Raw genomic sequence first — 17,941 nt, 5'->3', positions numbered from 1 at the left:
TCGAGCAGAAAGGTCAGGTGACTGGAAAGCATCGCGCCGAAAAGTTAACAGCTCGGCGCGTCGTTTACAACACCTTCTCGCCATCAAAACAACAATGCCGTTCAGGCTTAACTGAACGGCATTACCGCAAGAAGCGGGCTTTTTCTCGTCCAGATGCGGCAGCGCGATCAATGCGCCCCGATCACGTTCACCACCTTCACGTTGCGCGTATCCGGCACCTCGGCGTACGACAGCACCTTGAGCTGCGGCAGGCTGCGGCGCAGGAAGCGCGACAGCATGGGCCGCAACGCATGCTGCACGAGCATCACCGGCGCGAGGCCCAGCGCCTGCTGACGCCCCATCGCCTGCTCGGTCTGCGCGAGCAGCGTATGCGCGAGACCCGGTTCGAGGCCGGGGTTCGGGCCCGAGGTAAGCGTCTGCGACAGCACGCGCTCGAGGTTCGCGTCGAGGCCCATCACCTGCATGTCGGCGTTGCCGGGGAACCATTGCTGCGTGATCGCGCGGCCGAGCGCGATGCGCACCGCCGCCGTCAGATCGTGGGCGTCGGTGATGCGCGGCGTGTGCTCCGCGAGCGATTCCATGATCGTGCGCATGTCGCGGATCGGCACGCCTTCTTCCAGCAGGTTCTGCAGCACCTTCTGCAGCGTCGTGACCGGCAGCACCTTCGGCACGAGGTCGTCCACGAGCGAAGGCGTGTCCTTCTGCACGCGCTCGAGCAGCGCCTGCACTTCGCGGCGCCCGAGCAGCTCGGCGGCGTGCATGACGACGAGGTGATTCAGGTGCGTCGCCACCACCGTGCTCGAGTCGACCACCGTATAGCCGAACACCTGCGCCTGCTCGCGCACGTTCGAATCGATCCACACGGCGGGCAGGCCGAACGCGGGGTCCGTGGTCGGCGTGCCGGGCAGCACTGCGCTTACCTGGCCCGGGTTGATCGCGAGCCACTGGCCCGGGTAAGCCTCGCCCGTGCCCACTTCCACGCCCTTCAAGGCAATCCGGTAGGCGTTCGGGCGCAGCTCCAGGTTGTCGCGAATATGGATGACGGGCGGCAAAAAGCCGATTTCCTGCGCGAACTTCTTGCGGATGCTCTTGATGCGCTTGAGCAGCTCGCCGTCGGTGTTCTTGTCGACGAGCGGAATGATGCGGTAGCCGACTTCGAGGCCGAGCGTGTCGATGAGCGCCACGTCGTCCCAGGTCGCCTCGGTGTTTTCGACGGGCGCAAGCGCGGCGGGCGCGGCGTCGGCGATCACGGCGCTCGCCTTCTTCGCCTCGGCGTTCTTCTTGAGCGTGCGGCCGAGCTGGATCGCGCCGCCGCCGAGCAGCAGAAACGCGAAGTGCGGCATGCCCGGAATCAGGCCCATCATGACGATGATCGTGCCCGTAATCATCAGCACGCGCGGGTTCGTGAAGAGCTGGCCGGTGAGCTGCGTGCCGATGTCTTCGTTGGTCGCCACGCGCGAGACGATCACGCCGGCCGCCGTCGAGATGACGAGCGACGGAATCTGCGCGACGAGGCCGTCACCGATGGTGAGCAGCGTGTAGGTCTCGCCCGCCGAGGCGAGCGGCATGCCGTGCTGCACGACGCCCACGATCAGGCCGCCGACGATGTTGATCACCATGATCAGCAGGCCGGCGATGGCGTCGCCGCGCACGAACTTGCTCGCACCGTCCATCGAGCCGTAGAACTCGGCTTCCTGGGCAATCTCGCTGCGGCGCTTGCGGGCCGCTTCTTCGTTGATGAGGCCCGCGTTCAGGTCGGCGTCGATCGCCATCTGCTTGCCGGGCATCGCGTCGAGTGTGAAGCGCGCGGACACTTCGGCGATACGGCCCGCGCCCTTCGTGATCACCATGAAGTTGATGACCATGAGGATCACGAACACCACGATACCCACGGCGAAGTTGCCGCCCACGAGGAAGTGGCCGAACGACTCGATCACCTGGCCCGCTGCCCCCGGGCCGGTGTGGCCTTCGAGCAGCACGATACGCGTGGAGGCCACGTTCAGCGAGAGCCGCAGCAGCGTGGAGAACAGCAGCACGCTCGGGAACGCCGCGAAGTCGAGCGGCTTCATGGTGTACATGCTGACGAGCAGCACCATCACCGACAGCGCGATGTTGAAGGTGAACAGCAGATCCAGCAGGAACGGCGGCAACGGCAGGATCATCATGCCGAGGATCATGCAGATCAGGATCGGTCCCGCCAGCGCGCGCAGATTCGTGCCTTGCAGCATCTCCGGGCGCCGCGCGAGGAAACCGGTGCGGGCGTTCATTCTGTTACTCCTTCAGTGCCGTCGCGCGCCGGATTGTTATCGGCGCGGCCAGCGGTGTTCGATGCGTCGTTTGCGTTCGCCGCGTTCGCGGCGTTCGTGGAATTTGCCGCGTTCGCGCGACTGGCGGCCTCGGCGGCCGCGCGCTCCTCGGGGGTGAGGGCTTCGTCGGCTTCGCTGGCTTCGTCTTCGTCGCTCATCGCGCCCTTGTCCATTTCGGGTGGCACGTCGAGGTCGGTCGGCTCCATCGGCACGTCGCCGCCATGCTCGCGGAAGCGCTTGAGCTGATAGACCCACGCGAGCACCTGGGCGACCGCACCGTAGAGCGGACCCGGAATTTCGCGGTTGATGTCGACGTTGTAATAGAGCGCGCGGGCGAGCGGCGGCGCTTCGAGCAGCGGCACGTTGTTCTCGGTCGCGATCTCGCGGATGCGCGCGGCCACGAGGTTCACGCCCTTGGCGACGACCTTCGGCGCGCGCATCTCGCCGTCGGCGTACTTGAGCGCGACGGCGAAGTGCGTCGGGTTGGTCACGACCACGTCGGCCTTGGGCACCTGGGTCATCATGCGGCGGCGCGCGGCGGCGCGCTGCTGCTGGCGAATGCGCCCCTTCACGTGCGGATCGCCTTCGTTTTCCTTGTGCTCGCGCTTCACCTCTTCCTTGGTCATGCGCAGCTTGCGGTAGTACGACCAGAGCTGGTACGGCACGTCGAGCGCGGCGACCACGAACATGCCGGCGACCGTCATGCCGCAGCACACGCCGATCAGATGCATCGCGTCGGCGAACGCGCGCGGCGCGGGCTGCATGGCGAGCCCGAGAATCTCGTCGCGCCGGCTCCACAGCGCCCAGCCGCCGATCACGCCCACCACGAGCGTCTTGGCGAGCGACATGCCGAGCTGGATCGGCCCGTTCACGGAGAAGATCCGCCCGAGCCCCGACACCGGATTGAGGCGGCCGAAGTTCGGCTGCAGCGCCTTCGTGGAGATGAGCCAGCCGCCGAGCGCCATCGGCGCGAGCAGTGCGGCGAGCCCCGTGAGCGCGAGCACCGGCATGAGCGCCATGAGCCCCTCGCGCGCGGCGACGCCGGCGCCGATCAGCATGCGGCTGGTTTCGAACGCGCCCGCGTGATTGAAAGTGAACGCGCCGCGCATCATGGCCTGCAGATGCTCGCCGATCGTGCCGGAGAGCAACCACGTGCCATAGAAGCCCGCCGAGAGCAGCGCGAACGTCGCCAGCTCCCGGGAACGCGGAACCTGCCCCTCCTCCCGCGCCTTTTCCAGGCGCTTGGGAGTGGCGGATTCGGTTTTCTCGAGGTCGCTGTCCTCAGCCACGCATGCTCCGGTCGCGGGCACGCGCCGCTCGTCGCGGCTGCGCGGCTGGCGCGCGCCCTTTTTCAGTGACAGCGATTATTGCCGCGCAAGCCAAGCACCGATTGACGGAGTAGGACGGGGAAATCGGGGTATTTCGGCCGATGGAACCTGGGCGGCATCATCGGCGAACGCCGGCCCGCGATGCGCGCACGCGCTCGCGGGCCGGCAACTTCACGGCATACGCGCCCGCAGCGCGGGCGATTTCAGAACGCGACGAACGGCGCCTTGCCGCCGGACGCGCTCATGTCCATGCCGTAATACACGTAGCGGCCATAGAAGAACGACAACCCCAGGTCGAGCGCCGTCGCCGACCCGAACTGCCCTGCCAGGTTGTTGGCCGCATAGTTCGCGCCGCTGCCGAGCAATGCGTTCGCGTTCGCGACATTGAAGGTCGCGGTGCCTGTCGTTGCACCGTTATTGGACACGAGTGCCGCGCTGAAGGACTGGGTGGACGTAGGGCAATAGAACGTGCCGAGATTGCCGCCGCACTGCGGCAGGGCGCTGTCGACGAAGAAGATCGCGTTCGAACCCGAGTCGAGGAAGGTCTGGAGCGTGCGCCCGTTGAACGTGGAGCTGAGCCTGCCCCACGAGTCCGTGTTGTAGCTTTGCGAGGCGGTCATCGCGTTGTTCGACTGCGTGCCGATGCCGAACACGAGCGTGCCCGTCGCGCTGGGCGCGCCGCTATCGGACACGGGGGCCATCTCGAGGATCACGCCGTTGCCGTCGGCGCCGAATTTGGGCACGGGGTTGGCCACCAGCTGGGTTTGCGCGACCGTTGCGGCGGCACAGTTCGTGTTGCCGGGGCAGGCGTAGTAGGTGCCGAGGTTGTCATAAGGCGCGACGCCGATACCGAGAATGCCGTTCGCGCCCAGGTCCTGCACCGTGTCCTGCGCGTTGCCGAAGCCCGCGCAGGCCGACGGCACCGTGCTCGAGTTCAGGTCGCCGATCACCTGGATCGGAATATTGGACGCCGTCTCGCCGCCGATCTTGACGTCGGCAGGACGCACGGTGCCCCACGTGTAGCCGTCGGCGAAGGCCGTGCATTCGGCGAGGGTGCCGCCGTTGCTGGCCATCGCTCCAGGTAACGCGCTCAGGAGCGGTGACGGAATCGCCGATGCAAGCAGGCGCAGGCCGAACGACGCCGTGTCCACCTGAACGTTGCTGATGGGCTGGCAATTGTTCGTACCAGCCACGCAAATCGTCACTGTCACAGTCGGAATATTGGGCAGCGTGCCGGTCAGTCCGCGGTTCACGACGACGCCCACGGTGTTCGCGGCGGTGGCCGCGGTGGGCTGCTGTGTGGGACTGGGAACCGCGGACCCGCTGCCGCCACTGCTGCCGCTCGAGCTGCTGCTACTGCCACCGCTGCTGCCGCCCCCGCCTCCGCAGGCGGCGACGAGCGAAACCAGGGCAACGAGCGCGGCGCCCGAAAGGAACCGGAAAGGGCGCAGCCACATGCTGCGCGAAAGGCGTGAAGTCAGCACTGTAGTCAGCACGTTCGGCCTCCGCTCGTCACTGGATATCGGAGGCGCTGACGCCCGCAGGCAGCGCCTGCGGCAGCCATGCCTGCCCGGAGAAGGCACCCATGTGGCCGCCCGAATGGACCACGACGTTCGAGTTTTCGACCACGCCCGGCCCGCGCACGCGACCGGCGGCGTGGCTCGCCTTCACGCCGGCCGTGTACTGGGGAAAGTAGTCGCCCAGCAGCGTGGCGAGATTGGGCATCTGCGGGCCGTCCCATGCCACGCCGAATACGGTGCCGGCCTGCGAGAGGTACTCGCGCACGACGGTGCCGTTGGCGAGCGTGGTCTGCTGAACGGTATAGGCGGGAGTCGTGGAAGCGCCAGAGGCGGCGCCTTGCACCGCTGCGCGCGCAACGGCCGACGCGTTGCCGGCCGCGGCTGCCGCCGAAGCGGCGCTCAGGGTGCTGACGTTCGCGCCCGCCGGCGTGGGCATGGGCGCACCGCCCAGCGCAGCGTGAGCCGCCGGCGCCGCGAGCAGCACACAAAGCAGGGAACCGAGAAGCGCCGCGCCGGGTGCGTGGCCGGATTTGACGCGGCGCGCAAACGAGCGCGCCGCCTTGCCACAGAACGATGTGTATGGATACAAGGCGTCCCCTCCCTCTTGCGATGGCGCGTTGCACCATACGCGGTCGAGGCCGCGCGGGAACGTCGCGGCGGGACGCAGCAGGACGGGCAACGGCTGGCTATGCTTCGTTGCACCACCGCGACGCTCGCCGCGGCAAGGCACGAAGGCATGAGCACTAGTATGCCCGCCTTGGACTACATGCGGCAGCTAACCGAACGATTAGCTGCACGTTAGGGGTCAGAACCCGAGACTTGCGAGCAGATCGTCGACCTGCGCCTGGTCCTGCACGACGTCGGTCTTGCCTTCCGGATTGATCTGCGGGCCGTTGAGCAGGCCTTCGGGGCTGCCCGTGCTGCTTTGGGTCTCCGCAAGCGCCGCCGCCGTTGCCGCGAACTGCTCGCGCCGCTCCGGCGCGATGTTCTCGACCAGCACGGTGAGCAACTGCTGCTCGATCAGATAGACCACGTCCATGATCTTCTTGATCACCTGGCCCGTCAGGTCCTGGAAGTCCTGCGCGAGCATGATCTCGAGGAGCTGCTGGTTGGTCGCCGCGGTGGCTTGCGGCACGCCATCCACGAAGGCGCGCGTGTCGTCCATCAGCTGGCGCACTTCCGCGCGGCCGATCGGCGCGTCGTACCAGGTCGCCCAGCGGCTCGTCAGTTCCTTCGCGTCGCGTTCGAGGGTTTCCTGCAGCGGCTTGGCGATGTCGATCGCGGTCAGCACGCGTTCGGCGGCCTGCTCGGTCATGTTCGCGACATAGCGCAGCCGGTCGCGCGCGTCGGGCACCGCCTCGGCGGCGCGCTCCACGTGCTTGTCGAGGCCGAGTTCGCGCATCGAGTCGCGCAGACTGCGCGTCAGGTGTCCGATGCGCGCGAGGATGCGGTCCGTCGCCAGCTCGCTGGCCTCGCCCGCGGCAGGCGGCGCGAAGTCGAACTCGGGCGGCTGCGGAAGCGGCTCGATGCCATCGGCTTCCGGCCACTCACTGGAATGAGCGCCGGACGGCTCACTGATGGGCTCGTTCACGTCAGCTCCCCGTCTTGGCCATCTTCTCGAGAATCTTGTTGAGCTTCTCGTCGAGCGTGGCGGCCGTGAACGGCTTCACCACATAGCCGCTCGCGCCAGCCTGCGCCGCCGCGATGATGTTCTCCTTCTTCGACTCGGCCGTCACCATCAGCACCGGCAGGTGCGTCAGGTTGGCGTCGGCGCGGATCTCCTTGAGCATGGCGAGACCGTCGAGGTTCGGCATGTTCCAGTCGGAGATCACGAACTCGTAGTTGCCGCCGCGCAGACGGGCCAGGCCCGCTGCACCGTCTTCGGCTTCGTCGACGTTCGAGTAGCCCAGTTCCTTGAGCAGATTGCGGACAATCCGGCGCATCGTCGGAAAATCGTCCACCACCAGAATCTTCATTCCCTTATCCATCACGTTCCATTCCTCCAGGCGAAAACCCGGGCAATTATCCAGAGAAGCGCAGTGCCTATCCAGATAAATTAATCGCGAGCGATCGAGCAAGCGTTTGCGGCCTGCATGATCTCTCTATATCGGCAATTTCCTAGACGCGCTGAACCCGGTCGCCCATCGAGGCGAGTCGGGTCATCACGCGCCGGCTCATGTCGGAGAGCGAGGCGATCTCGTCGGCGCCGCCCATGGCAATGGCTTCGCGCGGCATGCCGAACACGATGCAGCTCGCTTCGTCCTGCGCGAGCGTGTATGCACCGGCCTGGCGCATTTCGAGCAGCCCGGCTGCGCCGTCGCGGCCCATGCCCGTGAGAATCACGCCGATGGCGTTCTTGCCCGCGTGCAGCGCCGCCGAACGAAACAGCACGTCGACCGACGGACGGTGCCGGTTGACCGGCGGGTCGTCGGACAGATGTGCGATGTAGTTCGCGCCACTGCGTGCGAGCAAGAGGTGTGCGTGGCCCGGTGCGATGTAGGCGTGGCCGGGCAACACACGTTCGCCGTGCTCCGCTTCCTTGACGGTGATGCGGCACAGCCCGTTCAGGCGCTGTGCGAACGACTTCGTGAAACCGGGCGGCATGTGCTGCGCGATCAGCACCGCGGGCGCGTCGGGCGGCAGCGGCTGCAGCACTTCGCGGATCGCCTCGGTGCCCCCCGTCGACGCGCCGACGATCACGAGCTTCTCGGTCGAGACGAGCGGGTTGTTGATCATCGGCGCCGGGCCCGCGGGATGCGCAGCGGCGTGGCCGTGCGCGTGCGCTGCCGCGCCCGCCGGCGCTGCGGCGGGCGCATGGTGCGCACGCACGCGGGCGCGCGCGGCGGCGCGCACCTTGTCGGCGAGCTTTTCCGAGTATTCGAGCATGCCGTCGCGAATGCCGACCTTCGGCTTCGTCACGAAGTCGACCGCGCCCAGTTCGAGCGCGCGCAGCGTGATTTCGTTGCCGCGCTCGGTGAGCGACGACACCATCACGACCGGCATCGGTCGCAGGCGCATCAACTTCTCGAGGAAGTCGAGGCCGTCCATGCGCGGCATTTCCACGTCGAGCGTGAGCACGTCGGGGTTGTGCTGCTTGATCAGCTCGCGCGCGACGAGCGGATCCGGCGCGGTGGCGACGACCGTCATATCGGGCTGACTGTTGATGATTTCCGTCATCAAACTGCGGATCAGCGCCGAATCGTCGACGCAGAGAACCTTGATTTTTTGCACAGCGTTCACGCCTCCTCTACTGTCCTGGCGTTGTCTTGACCGGATGCGCGCAGCGCGGACGACACGCTCGAGCCGAACAGCTCGATGCGAGGCCGCGCGCCCTGCGGCTGGGATTGGGAAATCTGGGTCGCCTGAGCGTTTGCCGCATGAGCCGACGCCGTGGCGCCCGGGCCCGCGCGACCGGCGCTGCCGACGCCGAACAGCTCGACGCGCGCCCGCGCCCGCGCGAGCCGTTCGGCGCGCGCTTCGGCGGTTTGCGCGGCGAGCTGCTGCTCGCGCTCGGCCACGCTCGTGTCCTGCGAGAGGCGCAGCTTCTTGACCATCACCTGGCCCGTGCGCGGCAGGAACGCCACCTTGCGCGGATGCGAGCCTTGCAGGTCCTCGGCCACGATGCGGATGTTCTCGGTCGCGAGATAGCGGCGCACGAACGCGGCGTTGCGGTCGCCGATGTTCATCGTCGTCATGCCCGCGAGCACCGCCGCGCCGCCGAACACCTTGGCCTCGAAGCGCTCACGGCGGCCGCCCGCCTTGATCAGCTCGTTGATGAGCACTTCCATCGCGTAGGCGCCGTAGCGCATCGCGTCGGAGGCGCCGGCGAGCGCGTGGGCGGAGTCCGCGCCGTCGTCGGGGAGCATGAAGTGGTTCATGCCGCCGATGCCGGCGGTGCGGTCCTGAATGCAGGCCGCCACGCACGAGCCGAGCACGGTGACGAGCACCATGTCCTCGCCCGTCGTGTAGAACTCGTTGGGCAGCAGCTTGACGCCGGGGCGCTGAAAATGCGCGTCGAAATAGCGGTTCGTCGCGATCGGGAGGCGGGCGCTCATGCGGGCACTCCGATCGCGTCGTTCGCGCGGCGCGGCGCGGCACTGGCCGCGGCGCCGCGCGTGAGTTCGTACACCGTCTGGCCGCGCAGACGGAACGCCTGCGTGACGTAGGTGAAATTCTCCGAGTGGCCCGCGAACAGCAGGCCGTCCGGCTTCATGAGCGGCTCGAAGCGCGTGAGGACCTGTGCCTGGGTCGGCTTGTCGAAATAGATCATCACGTTGCGGCAGAAGATCGCGTCGAACGTCGTGCGCAAGCCGTAGTCCGCATCGGTGAGATTGAGCTGCTCGAACTTGATCATCGCGCGCAGCTCCGGGCGCACCTTCACGAGTCCCGAATGCGAGCCGGTGCCCTTGAAGAAGAAGCGCTTCAGACGCTCCGGCGACAGGTGCTTGACCTGGTCGAACGAGTAGACGCCCGCATCGGCCTTGGCGAGCACCTGGGTGTCGAGGTCGGTGGCGAGCACGCGCGCCTCGCGCGCGGCGCGGTCGCCGAGCGCTTCGACGAGCGTCATCGCGATCGAGTACGGCTCTTCGCCCGTGGAAGCCGCCGAACACCACACCGAGACCGGCTGCGCACCTGCCACCCCCGCCCGGCGCTTCACGAAGTCCGCGAGGATCGGGAAGTGATGCGCCTCGCGGAAAAACGCCGTGAGGTTCGTGGTGAGCGCGTTCGTGAACGCTTCCCACTCGGCTGCATCGTTGCGCGCTTCGAGCTGGTCGAGGTACTCGCGAAAACTGTCGAGGCCGAGCGTGCGCAGACGCCGCGCGAGGCGGCTGTACGCCATGTCGCGCTTGTGGTCCGAGAGCGAGATGCCCGCGCGGCGGTGAATCAGCGCGCGAATGCGCTCGAAGTCCGCCGAGGTGAAATCGAAATCGCGGTTGCTCTCCACGCCCGAACCGCCCGGCTCGCCGGCGTCCTGGCGCGTATTTCGCAGCGCTTTCATGCTGATGCTCCTTCGCATTGCGCGCCGCCCACTGCATGGGATACCGCGGCGCAGGACTGCTGCGCGCCGCGCCTGCCCGGTTGCAATGCGTGCGGCGCATGGGCGGCCTGCGCAGCGCGCGCGGGCTTGCGGGCCCGGCGCGGCAGGTCTTGCCGTTGTGTAGCGCTCATGTGCATTGCAGTTGCTCGTCGTGTTCGGTACTTCACTACTTTTCTATGCCGCGTCCGATCAGAACGTTTCCCAGTCCGAATCGTCCGAAGCGGATGCTGCCGTGCTCGCGTACGTCTCGGCGCGCGCAGGCGCGGCCGGTTTCGCTGCAGGCTTTGCCGACACCTTGTTTGCCGGTTGCGCAGCGGGCTTGGCCACAGCCTTCGCGGTGTCCGCCGGTGCCGACGACGACGTTGCCGCCGCGGCCTTCGTCCCCGCCGAGGCCGAAGACGGCGTCGTGCGTTTCGCGGCAACCGGCGCTGCCGGCGTGACGCGTGCAGGACTTGCACCCACGTTGCGCGCCGCTGCGCCGCCCGTCGTCCACGTGCCGAGCACGTTCTGCAGCTGGCGCGTCTGCTCTTCGAGCGACGCTGCCGCAGCGGCTGCCTGTTCCACCAGCGCCGCGTTCTGCTGCGTGACGGTGTCCATCTGCGTGACCGCGCGATTGACCTGCTCGATACCGCCCGACTGCTCCTCGGACGCCGCGCTGATCTCACCCATGATGTCGGTCACGCGACGCACGGCCTGAAGGATTTCTTCCATCGTCGTGCCTGCGCGGCCCACGAGCTGCGAGCCGCTTTGCACTTTCTCGGCCGAGTCGTTGATGAGTTCCTTGATTTCCTTCGCCGCACTGGCGCTGCGCTGCGCGAGGCTGCGCACTTCGCCGGCCACCACGGCGAAGCCGCGGCCCTGCTCGCCCGCGCGCGCCGCTTCCACGGCCGCGTTGAGCGCAAGAATGTTGGTCTGGAACGCGATGCCTTCGATCACGCTGATGATGTCCACGACCTTCGCCGAACTCGCCGCGATGCCCTGCATCGTGTTCACGACTTCGCCCACCACCTCGCCGCCGCGCGTCGCGATGTCGGAGGCGTTGACGGCCAGCTGGCTCGCCTGGCGCGCGTTCTCGGCGTTCTGGCGCACGGTGCCGGTCAGCTGCTCCATGCTCGATGCCGTTTCCTGCAGCGACGCGGCCTGCTGCTCGGTGCGCTGCGAGAGATCGGTGTTGCCCATCGCGATCTCGCGTGCGCCCACGTCGATCGAGCTTGCACCCGTATGCACCGCGCTCACCAGCGTGACGAGGCTCTCCTGCATGCGCTTGATGCCGCCGAAGAGGCGCCCGATCTCGTTGTCGCTGTAGACCGTGACCGGCTGCGTGAGATCGCCGTGGGCGATGCGCTCGAAGCACGTCACTGCGTCCTCGAGCGGCTGCACGATGAGGCCGCGCATGGCGAAGCGGATCACCACGACGAGCACGAGCGCCACGGCGATCGCCGCGCCGATCGCGATGCGCATCACCGCGATCTTGTCGTGCGCGCCGACCTCGCGCGCCTGTGCGCTGTCTTCGAGCGCCTGCGCGAGCGGCCCGGCGACGTTGTCGTAGTCGACGAACATCGGGCTGATCTTCGTGTCGGCGATGGCGTGATAGGCCGGTTGATCGTTTGCGCGCAGGGCCGCGAATTCGGGCTGCACGCCGTCCTGCATGAGCGTGGCGCGCTTGGCCGCGAGCGCGTCGAGCGTGGCGGCGTCGAGACCGCTCTTCGGCGCGGTCTGGAAGGCCTGCCAGGCTTCGTTGGATTTGCCGAGCAATTCCTGGGCGCGATCGATCACCTTCTTCGCATCGTCGGCCTGGCCTGCTGCCGTGAGCGCGCTGGCGCGGTCGATCGCGACGCGCGTGCGCAGCAGATACGCCGATGCGTCGTTCAGCGCATGCATCGCGACGAGATCGCCTCGCACTATCTCGGTGAATGCGTCGCTCGCACGCCCGAGCGCGACGAGCCCGAGTGTGCCGACCAGCACCGTCAGCGCAACCAGAATGACCCCGACGCCCGTGAGCGTCGTGCGGATCGACCATCTTTGCAGCATCTCGTTTGCTCCTGTCCTGTGCGAATCGGGGCGGGCTATGCGGGCGGGCGCAGGCGGCCAGTTGCGGCCGGCAAGACGCGGCGACACCCTGGACCCTGCACGAAGCGCGCGCGAAAACGAAGGCGGCTTGCCGCTCTTTGGCGGCGGCTTTCCGCTCTCTCTCACGCTGGCCTCGCGGCCCCCCGGTTTAAGTTTCGGCGCGTTAGACCAGCGCCTCGATCAGAGCCATTTCGCGGCTCGTCATCAGTTTTTCGATGTCCATCAGGATCAGCATGCGGCCTTCGACGGTGCCGAGGCCCGTGAGGTACTCGGTCGTGAGCGTCGCGCCGAATTCGGGCGCCGGCATGATCTGCTCCATCTGCAGCGTGAGCACGTCCGAGACGCCGTCCACCACCATGCCGACCACGCGATGCGCGACGTTCAGGATGATGACGACCGTCTGGTGGTCGTACTCGACACGGCCCAGATGGAACTTGATGCGCATGTCGACGATCGGCACGATGATGCCGCGCAGGTTGATCACACCCTTGATGAAGTCGGGTGCGTTGGCGATGCGCGTCACGCTGTCGTAGCCGCGAATTTCCTGCACCTTCAGGATGTCGATGCCGTACTCTTCCGCGCCGAGGGTGAAGACGAGGAACTCCTGGCCACCTGCGTCGGCCTGCAGCGCGTCGCGGCGTTGCGCGCCGGCAACCGCGCCGTGCGCGCCGTTGCCTTGAATCGATTGGACTTCTGCCACGTTAGCCCCTGAACGGTTGGGAGATGATGGATTGAGTGCGTCCGGACTTCATAACGATTACGCGAATTCGGCGAACGCACCCGAATTTGCGCTGGCGCTTACGCCGTGTGTGGCACGCGTCTCGCGATTGAGCGCGGCCACGTCGACGATCAGCGCGACGCTGCCGTCGCCGAGAATGGTCGCCGCCGAAATGCCGTGCACCTTGCGGTAGTTCGTTTCGAGGTTCTTCACCACGACCTGCTGCTGGCCGACCAGCTCGTCGATCAGCATGGCGAAGCGACGGCCCTCGGTTTCCATGATCGTGACGATGCCCTGGGTCGGGTCCGTGCGCGCGCCTTCGACGTTGAACGCCTGATGCAGCGCCACGAGCGGGAGATACTCGCCGCGCACGCGCACCACGCGGTCGCCGTTGGTGACCGTGTAGATGTCTTCGTGGCGCGGCTGCAGCGACTCCATCACGAAGTTCAGCGGCAGGATGAAGATCTCGCTGCCCACCTTCACCGACATGCCGTCGAGAATCGCCAGCGTGAGCGGCAGCACGATGCGCGTGGTGCTGCCCTTGCCCGCGTGCGAGGTGATTTCCACGTGGCCGCCCATCGCCTGGATGTTGCGCTTGACCACATCCATGCCCACGCCGCGGCCCGATACGTCCGTCACCTGCTCGGCGGTCGAGAAGCCCGGCAGGAAGATGAGGTTCCAGACCTCGTCGTCGGACATGGAGTCGCTCACCTGCATGCCCTGCTTGATCGCCTTGGCGAGAATCTTGTCGCGGCGCAGGCCCGCGCCGTCGTCGCTCACCTCGATCACGATGTTGCCGCCGTGGTGCGCGGCGGACAGCACGAGCTGGCCCGTGGCGTCCTTGCCCGCGGCGCGGCGCGCTTCCACGGTTTCGATGCCGTGGTCGAGCGAGTTGCGCACGAGGTGGGTGAGCGGGTCGATGATGCGCTCGATGAGGCTCTTGTCGAGTTCGGTCGCCTGACCGAAGGTGACAAGCTCGACTTCCTTCCCGAGCTTCGCCGCGAGATCGCGCACGAGACGCGGGAAGCGGCTGAAGACGTAATCCATCGGCATCATGCGGATCGACATCACCGCTTCCTGCAGGTCGCGCGCGTTGCGCTCGAGCTGCGCCATGCCGTTGTAGAGGCGGTCGTGCAGCGCCGGGTCGAACGTGCTGGTGGTTTCCGCCAGCATGGCCTGCGTGATGACGAGTTCGCCCACGAGGTTGATCAGCTGGTCGACCTTTTCGACGCCCACGCGAATCGAGCTGCCTTCCGCCGATGCAGCGGCGGCGGCCGGTCGCGCCTTGCGCTCGCCTTCGGCTTGCGCGGGCGCCGGGGCGCTCGCGGGCGGGCGCGGCATGTCTTGTTCTGCATGCGCAGCGGGCGGCGGGGCCGGGATCACGGCGCTCGCAGCAGGGGCCGTTGCCACCGGTGCGGCGGGAGGCGCGGCCGGTGCCGGTGCAGCCGCCGGCGCGGCGGCGGATGGGGCCGCAGCGGGTTGCGCGTCGCCCTGCGGCGCGGCGCCACGGCCGATCGAAATCTGCTTCTCGTCGATCACGAAGCAGCACACCGCGATGATGTCGTCGGAGGTCACATCGGTTTCGAGCCACAGCGTGAGGTCGTCGCCGGTCTTCACCTGGCCGAGAATGCGGCCGAGGTTGCCGAGCTCTTCGACGAGCAGCTCCTGGTCCTTCGCGTCGACGGCGCGCAGCGTGACGCGCAGGTGCGGACCTTCGGCTGCGGCCGCAGCGCCGGCAGCGGGCGCCGCGGCGGCCGCATCGATCGCTTCGCTCACGACGTGCTCGGGCGCGCCCGAGCCTGCCGCCGCCAGCGTGCTATGCATTTCGAAAGCGGCTTCGAGATCTTCTTCCGAATCGCCGGCGCTCGCCTGCGGAGCCGGTGCCGGCGCGGGGGCCGGCGCCGGTGCGGGTTCGGGCGCGGATACGCCGCGGCTTTCCGCATAGAGGCGCTCGAGCTTGGAGCGCACGGCGGCAGCCGCCTGCGCGTCGGGCTCGGCGCTCGCGCGGTAGGCGCCGAGCTGGTCGGAAAGCACGTCCTTCGTTTCGAGGAACGTGTCGATCATGTCCTTGCGCAGCACCAGCTCGTTGTTACGAGCGCGGTCGAGCAGCGATTCGAGAATGTGGGTCGTCTCGGTCAAGGCCGTGAAGCCGAATGTCGCCGCGCCACCCTTGATCGAGTGCGCCGCGCGGAAGATCGCCGCCAGATCCTCGGGATCCGGGCGACCGACGTTCAGGTTCAGGAGAAGCTGTTCCATCTGCGCGAGCAGCTCGTCCGCCTCGTCGAAAAACGTCTGATAGAACTGAGTGATGTCGAGAGTCATTGCTCTTTCACCGCGTTAATTGCCTGGGGGGTGCCTGGTCGTTCGCCGCACGGCACCTCAAGGGTGGGCCTCGCCGAGTGCGCTCGCCAGATCGACGAGCAGCTCGGGGTCCACCGGTTTCTCGATCCAGCCAGTCGCGCCTGCGTCGCGTACGGCTGCCTTGAAGCCTTCGTCCGATTCCGTGGTCAGCACGAGGATGGGCGTTTCGAAGTACGAAGGATTCGCCCTCAACTGCTTGATCAGGTCGAGCCCGCCCATGCGCGGCATGTAAAGGTCGGTGAGCACGAGATCGAAGCGCTGGGCGAGCGCATGCTCGAGCCCTTCTTCGCCGTCGCTCGCCACCGTCACTTCGTAGCCTGCCGAGCCGAGCGCCGCACGCAGGATCTCCCGCATGGACACCGAATCGTCGATCGCCAGAATGTTCCTGATCATCCGTTCCTCGTTGTCATTGCGCTGCCGGCGCGACGGCTGGGGCAACAGCCGGCGCCACCGTGGCTGCCACCTTCGGCGCGATCGCGACCGGTGCCGGCGCCGCCTTGCCAGGCACGACATCCGGCGTGAGCGCGGGCAGGCTCTTGCCCGAGCCCGCTGCGTCGTCGGACAGCGTGGTGGTGGTCGAGTCGTCGTGCATGAGCGCGTCTTCGGACTTCTTGTTCAATACGATGATGCTGATGCGGCGGTTCTCCGGGTCGAGCGGATCGGCCTTGTTCAGGTTCTGCGTGGAAGCCAGACCGAGTACGCGCAACACCTTCGATTCGTCCATGCCGCCCGCGATCAGCTCGCGCCGCGAGGCATTCGCGCGGTCGGCGGAAAGCTCCCAGTTGCTGTAGCCCTTCTCGCCGCCGGCGTAGGGCACGGCGTCGGTGTGGCCTTGCACGACGATGCGGTTGGGCACGTCGTTGAGCGTCTTGCCGATCGCCTGCAGGATGTCACGCATGTACGGCTCGACCACGTCGCGGGCCGTGGCGAACATCGGGCGCTTCTGCGAGTCGACGATCTCGATGCGCAGGCCCTGCAGCGTGGAGTCGATGCGGATCTGCTGCTTGAACTGGCGCAGCACCGGGTTCGCCTCGATCGCCGCCATCAGCTTCACCTGCAGGTCGTGCAGGCGCACCTGCTCCTTGCGCTCCAGCGAGCCTTCGAGCTGCTTCGTGGCGTCGTCGTCGTTGTGCTTCGACTGATTGCGCTCCGAGCGCTCCGAGCGCTCGGTGGCGCCGTCGCCGCGGCGCGTGACGCCCTGGTCCTGCGACGAGATGTCACGGCCGCCGCCCTTCAGGATGCTCGAGTCTTCGGCGCTGCGGTCGCCGCCCCAGAGCGTGATCTTCATCGGCTGGTTGAAGTAGTCGGCGATGCCCTTCAACTGCACCGTCGAAGCCGACGAGAGCAGCCACATCAGCAGAAAGAACGCCATCATCGCGGTCATGAAGTCCGCGTAGGCGAGCTTCCACGCGCCGCCATGATGGCCGGCCTTCTTCGGCGCGGCGCGCTTGACGACGATTGCGCGGTCCTTGTTGTTGCTCATGGGCCGTCCCTTACTTCGCCTTCACGCGGCGCACGTGCTCTTCGAGTTCCGTGAACGACGGACGCTCGGTCGAGAACAGCACCTTGCGGCCGAACTCCACGGCAATCGCCGGCGCGTAGCCGTTCAGGCTCGCAAGGATCGTCACCTTGATGCACTGGAACATCTTGGTCGACTCGGTCACGCGCTGCTCCGCAAGGCTGGAGAGCGGTCCGATCAGGCCGTACGAAAGCAGAATGCCGAGGAAGGTGCCGACCAGCGCCTGGGCGATCATCTCGCCGAGCACCGCGGGCGGCTTGTCGGCGGACGCCATGGTGTGAACCACGCCCATCACCGCCGCGACGATACCGAACGCCGGCATGGCGTCGCCCACCTTCGCGAGCGCATGGGCGGGCGCCTCGCCTTCGGCGTGGTGCGTTTCGATTTCCTCGTCCATGAGACTTTCGATCTCGAAGGCGTTCATGTTGCCGCCCACCATGAGACGCAGGTAGTCGGTGAGGAATTCGACGATGTGGTGATCGGCCAGGATCTTCGGATACTGCGTGAAGATCGGGCTCTTCTGCGGATCGTCGATATCCGCTTCGAGCGTGAGCGTGCCTTCCTTTCGCGCCTTCGCGAGCAGGACATAGAGCAGCGCGAGCAGCTCCATGTACACGTCCTTGTTGTATTTGGCGCCCTTGAACAGCGTGGGAAGCACGCGCAAGGTGGCCTTGATGGTCTTGATGCCGTTGCCGAGGATGAACGCGCCGACGCCAGCACCACCGATCATGAGCAGTTCCATCGGCTGCATGAGCGCGGCCAGATGACCGCCCTCGAGTGCATAGCCGCCGAAGACGCAAAGGATCGTCAAGAGGGTTCCAACGATAATCAGCACTGCCGGGTCCTCACTAGAAATGCGCCGCGAACCGCCGTCGGCCCGCGCCCTTAGCTGGGTTTACGGCAACGGCGCGAAAAACTTTGGGTTTGAATGGGCGCGGATCGCAAGCCGGCCGGGCATCTGCCGTCCGCTTTGCATCGGCATGGCGGAGGAATCTGGGGCCGGTTCGCAAAGCCGCACGGGAAGGGGTTGCAGTTCGTGGCTGTGACTGCGCGTGACGATGCGGCGCGCTTGCGGCAGGCG

Annotated in this window: 14 protein-coding genes and 1 pseudogene; all 15 read right to left on the bottom strand. The window is 67.0% G+C overall.

All coding sequences use genetic code 11. The features are described 5' to 3' along the window. Positions 1-167: 167 nt before the first annotated feature. The gene (flhA, locus tag AB4Y44_RS31770; protein WP_342920356.1) at positions 168-2,267 is read right to left on the bottom strand and encodes a flagellar biosynthesis protein FlhA; all 2,100 of its coding nucleotides are present in this window, start codon (positions 2,265-2,267) and stop codon (positions 168-170) included. A gap of 167 nt (positions 2,268-2,434) precedes the next feature. Then, positions 2,435-3,595, bottom strand: a pseudogene (gene flhB / locus AB4Y44_RS31765) (flagellar biosynthesis protein FlhB); the annotation flags it as partial. Positions 3,596-3,837: 242 nt separating this feature from the next. Continuing rightward, complete coding sequence (locus AB4Y44_RS31760; RefSeq protein WP_368701773.1) at positions 3,838-5,091, bottom strand: DUF3443 domain-containing protein; 1,254 nt, start codon at positions 5,089-5,091, stop codon at positions 3,838-3,840. Between the two features lie 55 nt (positions 5,092-5,146). After that, complete coding sequence (locus tag AB4Y44_RS31755) at positions 5,147-5,647, bottom strand: DUF2844 domain-containing protein (RefSeq protein ID WP_368701772.1); 501 nt, start codon at positions 5,645-5,647, stop codon at positions 5,147-5,149. A gap of 312 nt (positions 5,648-5,959) precedes the next feature. After that, the gene (cheZ, locus tag AB4Y44_RS31750; RefSeq protein ID WP_342920435.1) at positions 5,960-6,682 is read right to left on the bottom strand and encodes a protein phosphatase CheZ; all 723 of its coding nucleotides are present in this window, start codon (positions 6,680-6,682) and stop codon (positions 5,960-5,962) included. Between the two features lie 64 nt (positions 6,683-6,746). After that, positions 6,747-7,142 carry a chemotaxis response regulator CheY gene (cheY, locus tag AB4Y44_RS31745; RefSeq protein WP_028203354.1) on the bottom strand — a complete coding sequence of 132 codons (396 nt, stop codon included), beginning with the start codon at positions 7,140-7,142 and terminating at the stop codon, positions 6,747-6,749. A 130-nt stretch (positions 7,143-7,272) separates the two neighbouring features. Further along, positions 7,273-8,394 (bottom strand): chemotaxis response regulator protein-glutamate methylesterase, encoded by a 1,122-nt coding sequence (locus tag AB4Y44_RS31740; protein ID WP_342920355.1) that lies wholly within the window; start codon positions 8,392-8,394, stop codon positions 7,273-7,275. After that, positions 8,391-9,209 carry a chemoreceptor glutamine deamidase CheD gene (gene cheD / locus AB4Y44_RS31735; RefSeq protein WP_368701771.1) on the bottom strand — a complete coding sequence of 273 codons (819 nt, stop codon included), beginning with the start codon at positions 9,207-9,209 and terminating at the stop codon, positions 8,391-8,393. The genes AB4Y44_RS31740 and cheD overlap by 4 nt, the downstream gene beginning before the upstream one ends. Continuing rightward, the gene (locus AB4Y44_RS31730) at positions 9,206-10,153 is read right to left on the bottom strand and encodes a CheR family methyltransferase (protein ID WP_368701770.1); all 948 of its coding nucleotides are present in this window, start codon (positions 10,151-10,153) and stop codon (positions 9,206-9,208) included. The genes cheD and AB4Y44_RS31730 overlap by 4 nt, the downstream gene beginning before the upstream one ends. A 228-nt stretch (positions 10,154-10,381) precedes the next feature. Further along, positions 10,382-12,223: a methyl-accepting chemotaxis protein gene (locus tag AB4Y44_RS31725; RefSeq protein WP_368701769.1), complete on the bottom strand. Its 1,842-nt coding sequence runs from the start codon at positions 12,221-12,223 to the stop codon at positions 10,382-10,384. A gap of 202 nt (positions 12,224-12,425) precedes the next feature. Next, entirely contained in the window at positions 12,426-12,962 is a 537-nt protein-coding gene (gene cheW, locus AB4Y44_RS31720; protein WP_110387251.1) for a chemotaxis protein CheW, read from the bottom strand. Between the two features lie 57 nt (positions 12,963-13,019). Beyond that, positions 13,020-15,302 carry a chemotaxis protein CheA gene (gene cheA / locus AB4Y44_RS31715; protein ID WP_368701768.1) on the bottom strand — a complete coding sequence of 761 codons (2,283 nt, stop codon included), beginning with the start codon at positions 15,300-15,302 and terminating at the stop codon, positions 13,020-13,022. Between the two features lie 57 nt (positions 15,303-15,359). After that, positions 15,360-15,734: a response regulator gene (locus AB4Y44_RS31710; protein WP_158758898.1), complete on the bottom strand. Its 375-nt coding sequence runs from the start codon at positions 15,732-15,734 to the stop codon at positions 15,360-15,362. 13 nt (positions 15,735-15,747) lie between these two features. Continuing rightward, positions 15,748-16,824: a flagellar motor protein MotB gene (gene motB / locus AB4Y44_RS31705; protein WP_368701767.1), complete on the bottom strand. Its 1,077-nt coding sequence runs from the start codon at positions 16,822-16,824 to the stop codon at positions 15,748-15,750. A gap of 10 nt (positions 16,825-16,834) precedes the next feature. Then, complete coding sequence (gene motA, locus AB4Y44_RS31700; RefSeq protein WP_042265911.1) at positions 16,835-17,695, bottom strand: flagellar motor stator protein MotA; 861 nt, start codon at positions 17,693-17,695, stop codon at positions 16,835-16,837. Between the last annotated feature and the right edge of the window lie 246 nt (positions 17,696-17,941).

Origin of the sequence: Paraburkholderia sp. BR10937, assembly GCF_040965695.1 — a bacterium.
GTDB lineage: Bacteria > Pseudomonadota > Gammaproteobacteria > Burkholderiales > Burkholderiaceae > Paraburkholderia.
Note: the sequence above shows the minus strand (reverse complement) of the source record. Positions and strands in the feature narration are given on the sequence as shown.

Excerpts from the sequence above, each read along its gene's own strand:
- cheY (WP_028203354.1), bottom strand. The coding sequence starts at position 7,142 with ATGGATAAGGGAATGAAGATTCTGGTGGTGGACGATTTTCCGACGATG.
- cheD (WP_368701771.1), bottom strand. The coding sequence starts at position 9,209 with ATGAGCGCCCGCCTCCCGATCGCGACGAACCGCTATTTCGACGCGCAT.
- motB (WP_368701767.1), bottom strand. The coding sequence starts at position 16,824 with ATGAGCAACAACAAGGACCGCGCAATCGTCGTCAAGCGCGCCGCGCCG.
- AB4Y44_RS31710 (WP_158758898.1), bottom strand. The coding sequence starts at position 15,734 with ATGATCAGGAACATTCTGGCGATCGACGATTCGGTGTCCATGCGGGAG.
- AB4Y44_RS31725 (WP_368701769.1), bottom strand. The coding sequence starts at position 12,223 with ATGCTGCAAAGATGGTCGATCCGCACGACGCTCACGGGCGTCGGGGTC.
- AB4Y44_RS31760 (WP_368701773.1), bottom strand. The coding sequence starts at position 5,091 with ATGTGGCTGCGCCCTTTCCGGTTCCTTTCGGGCGCCGCGCTCGTTGCC.
- AB4Y44_RS31730 (WP_368701770.1), bottom strand. The coding sequence starts at position 10,153 with ATGAAAGCGCTGCGAAATACGCGCCAGGACGCCGGCGAGCCGGGCGGT.
- flhA (WP_342920356.1), bottom strand. The coding sequence starts at position 2,267 with ATGAACGCCCGCACCGGTTTCCTCGCGCGGCGCCCGGAGATGCTGCAA.
- cheA (WP_368701768.1), bottom strand. The coding sequence starts at position 15,302 with ATGACTCTCGACATCACTCAGTTCTATCAGACGTTTTTCGACGAGGCG.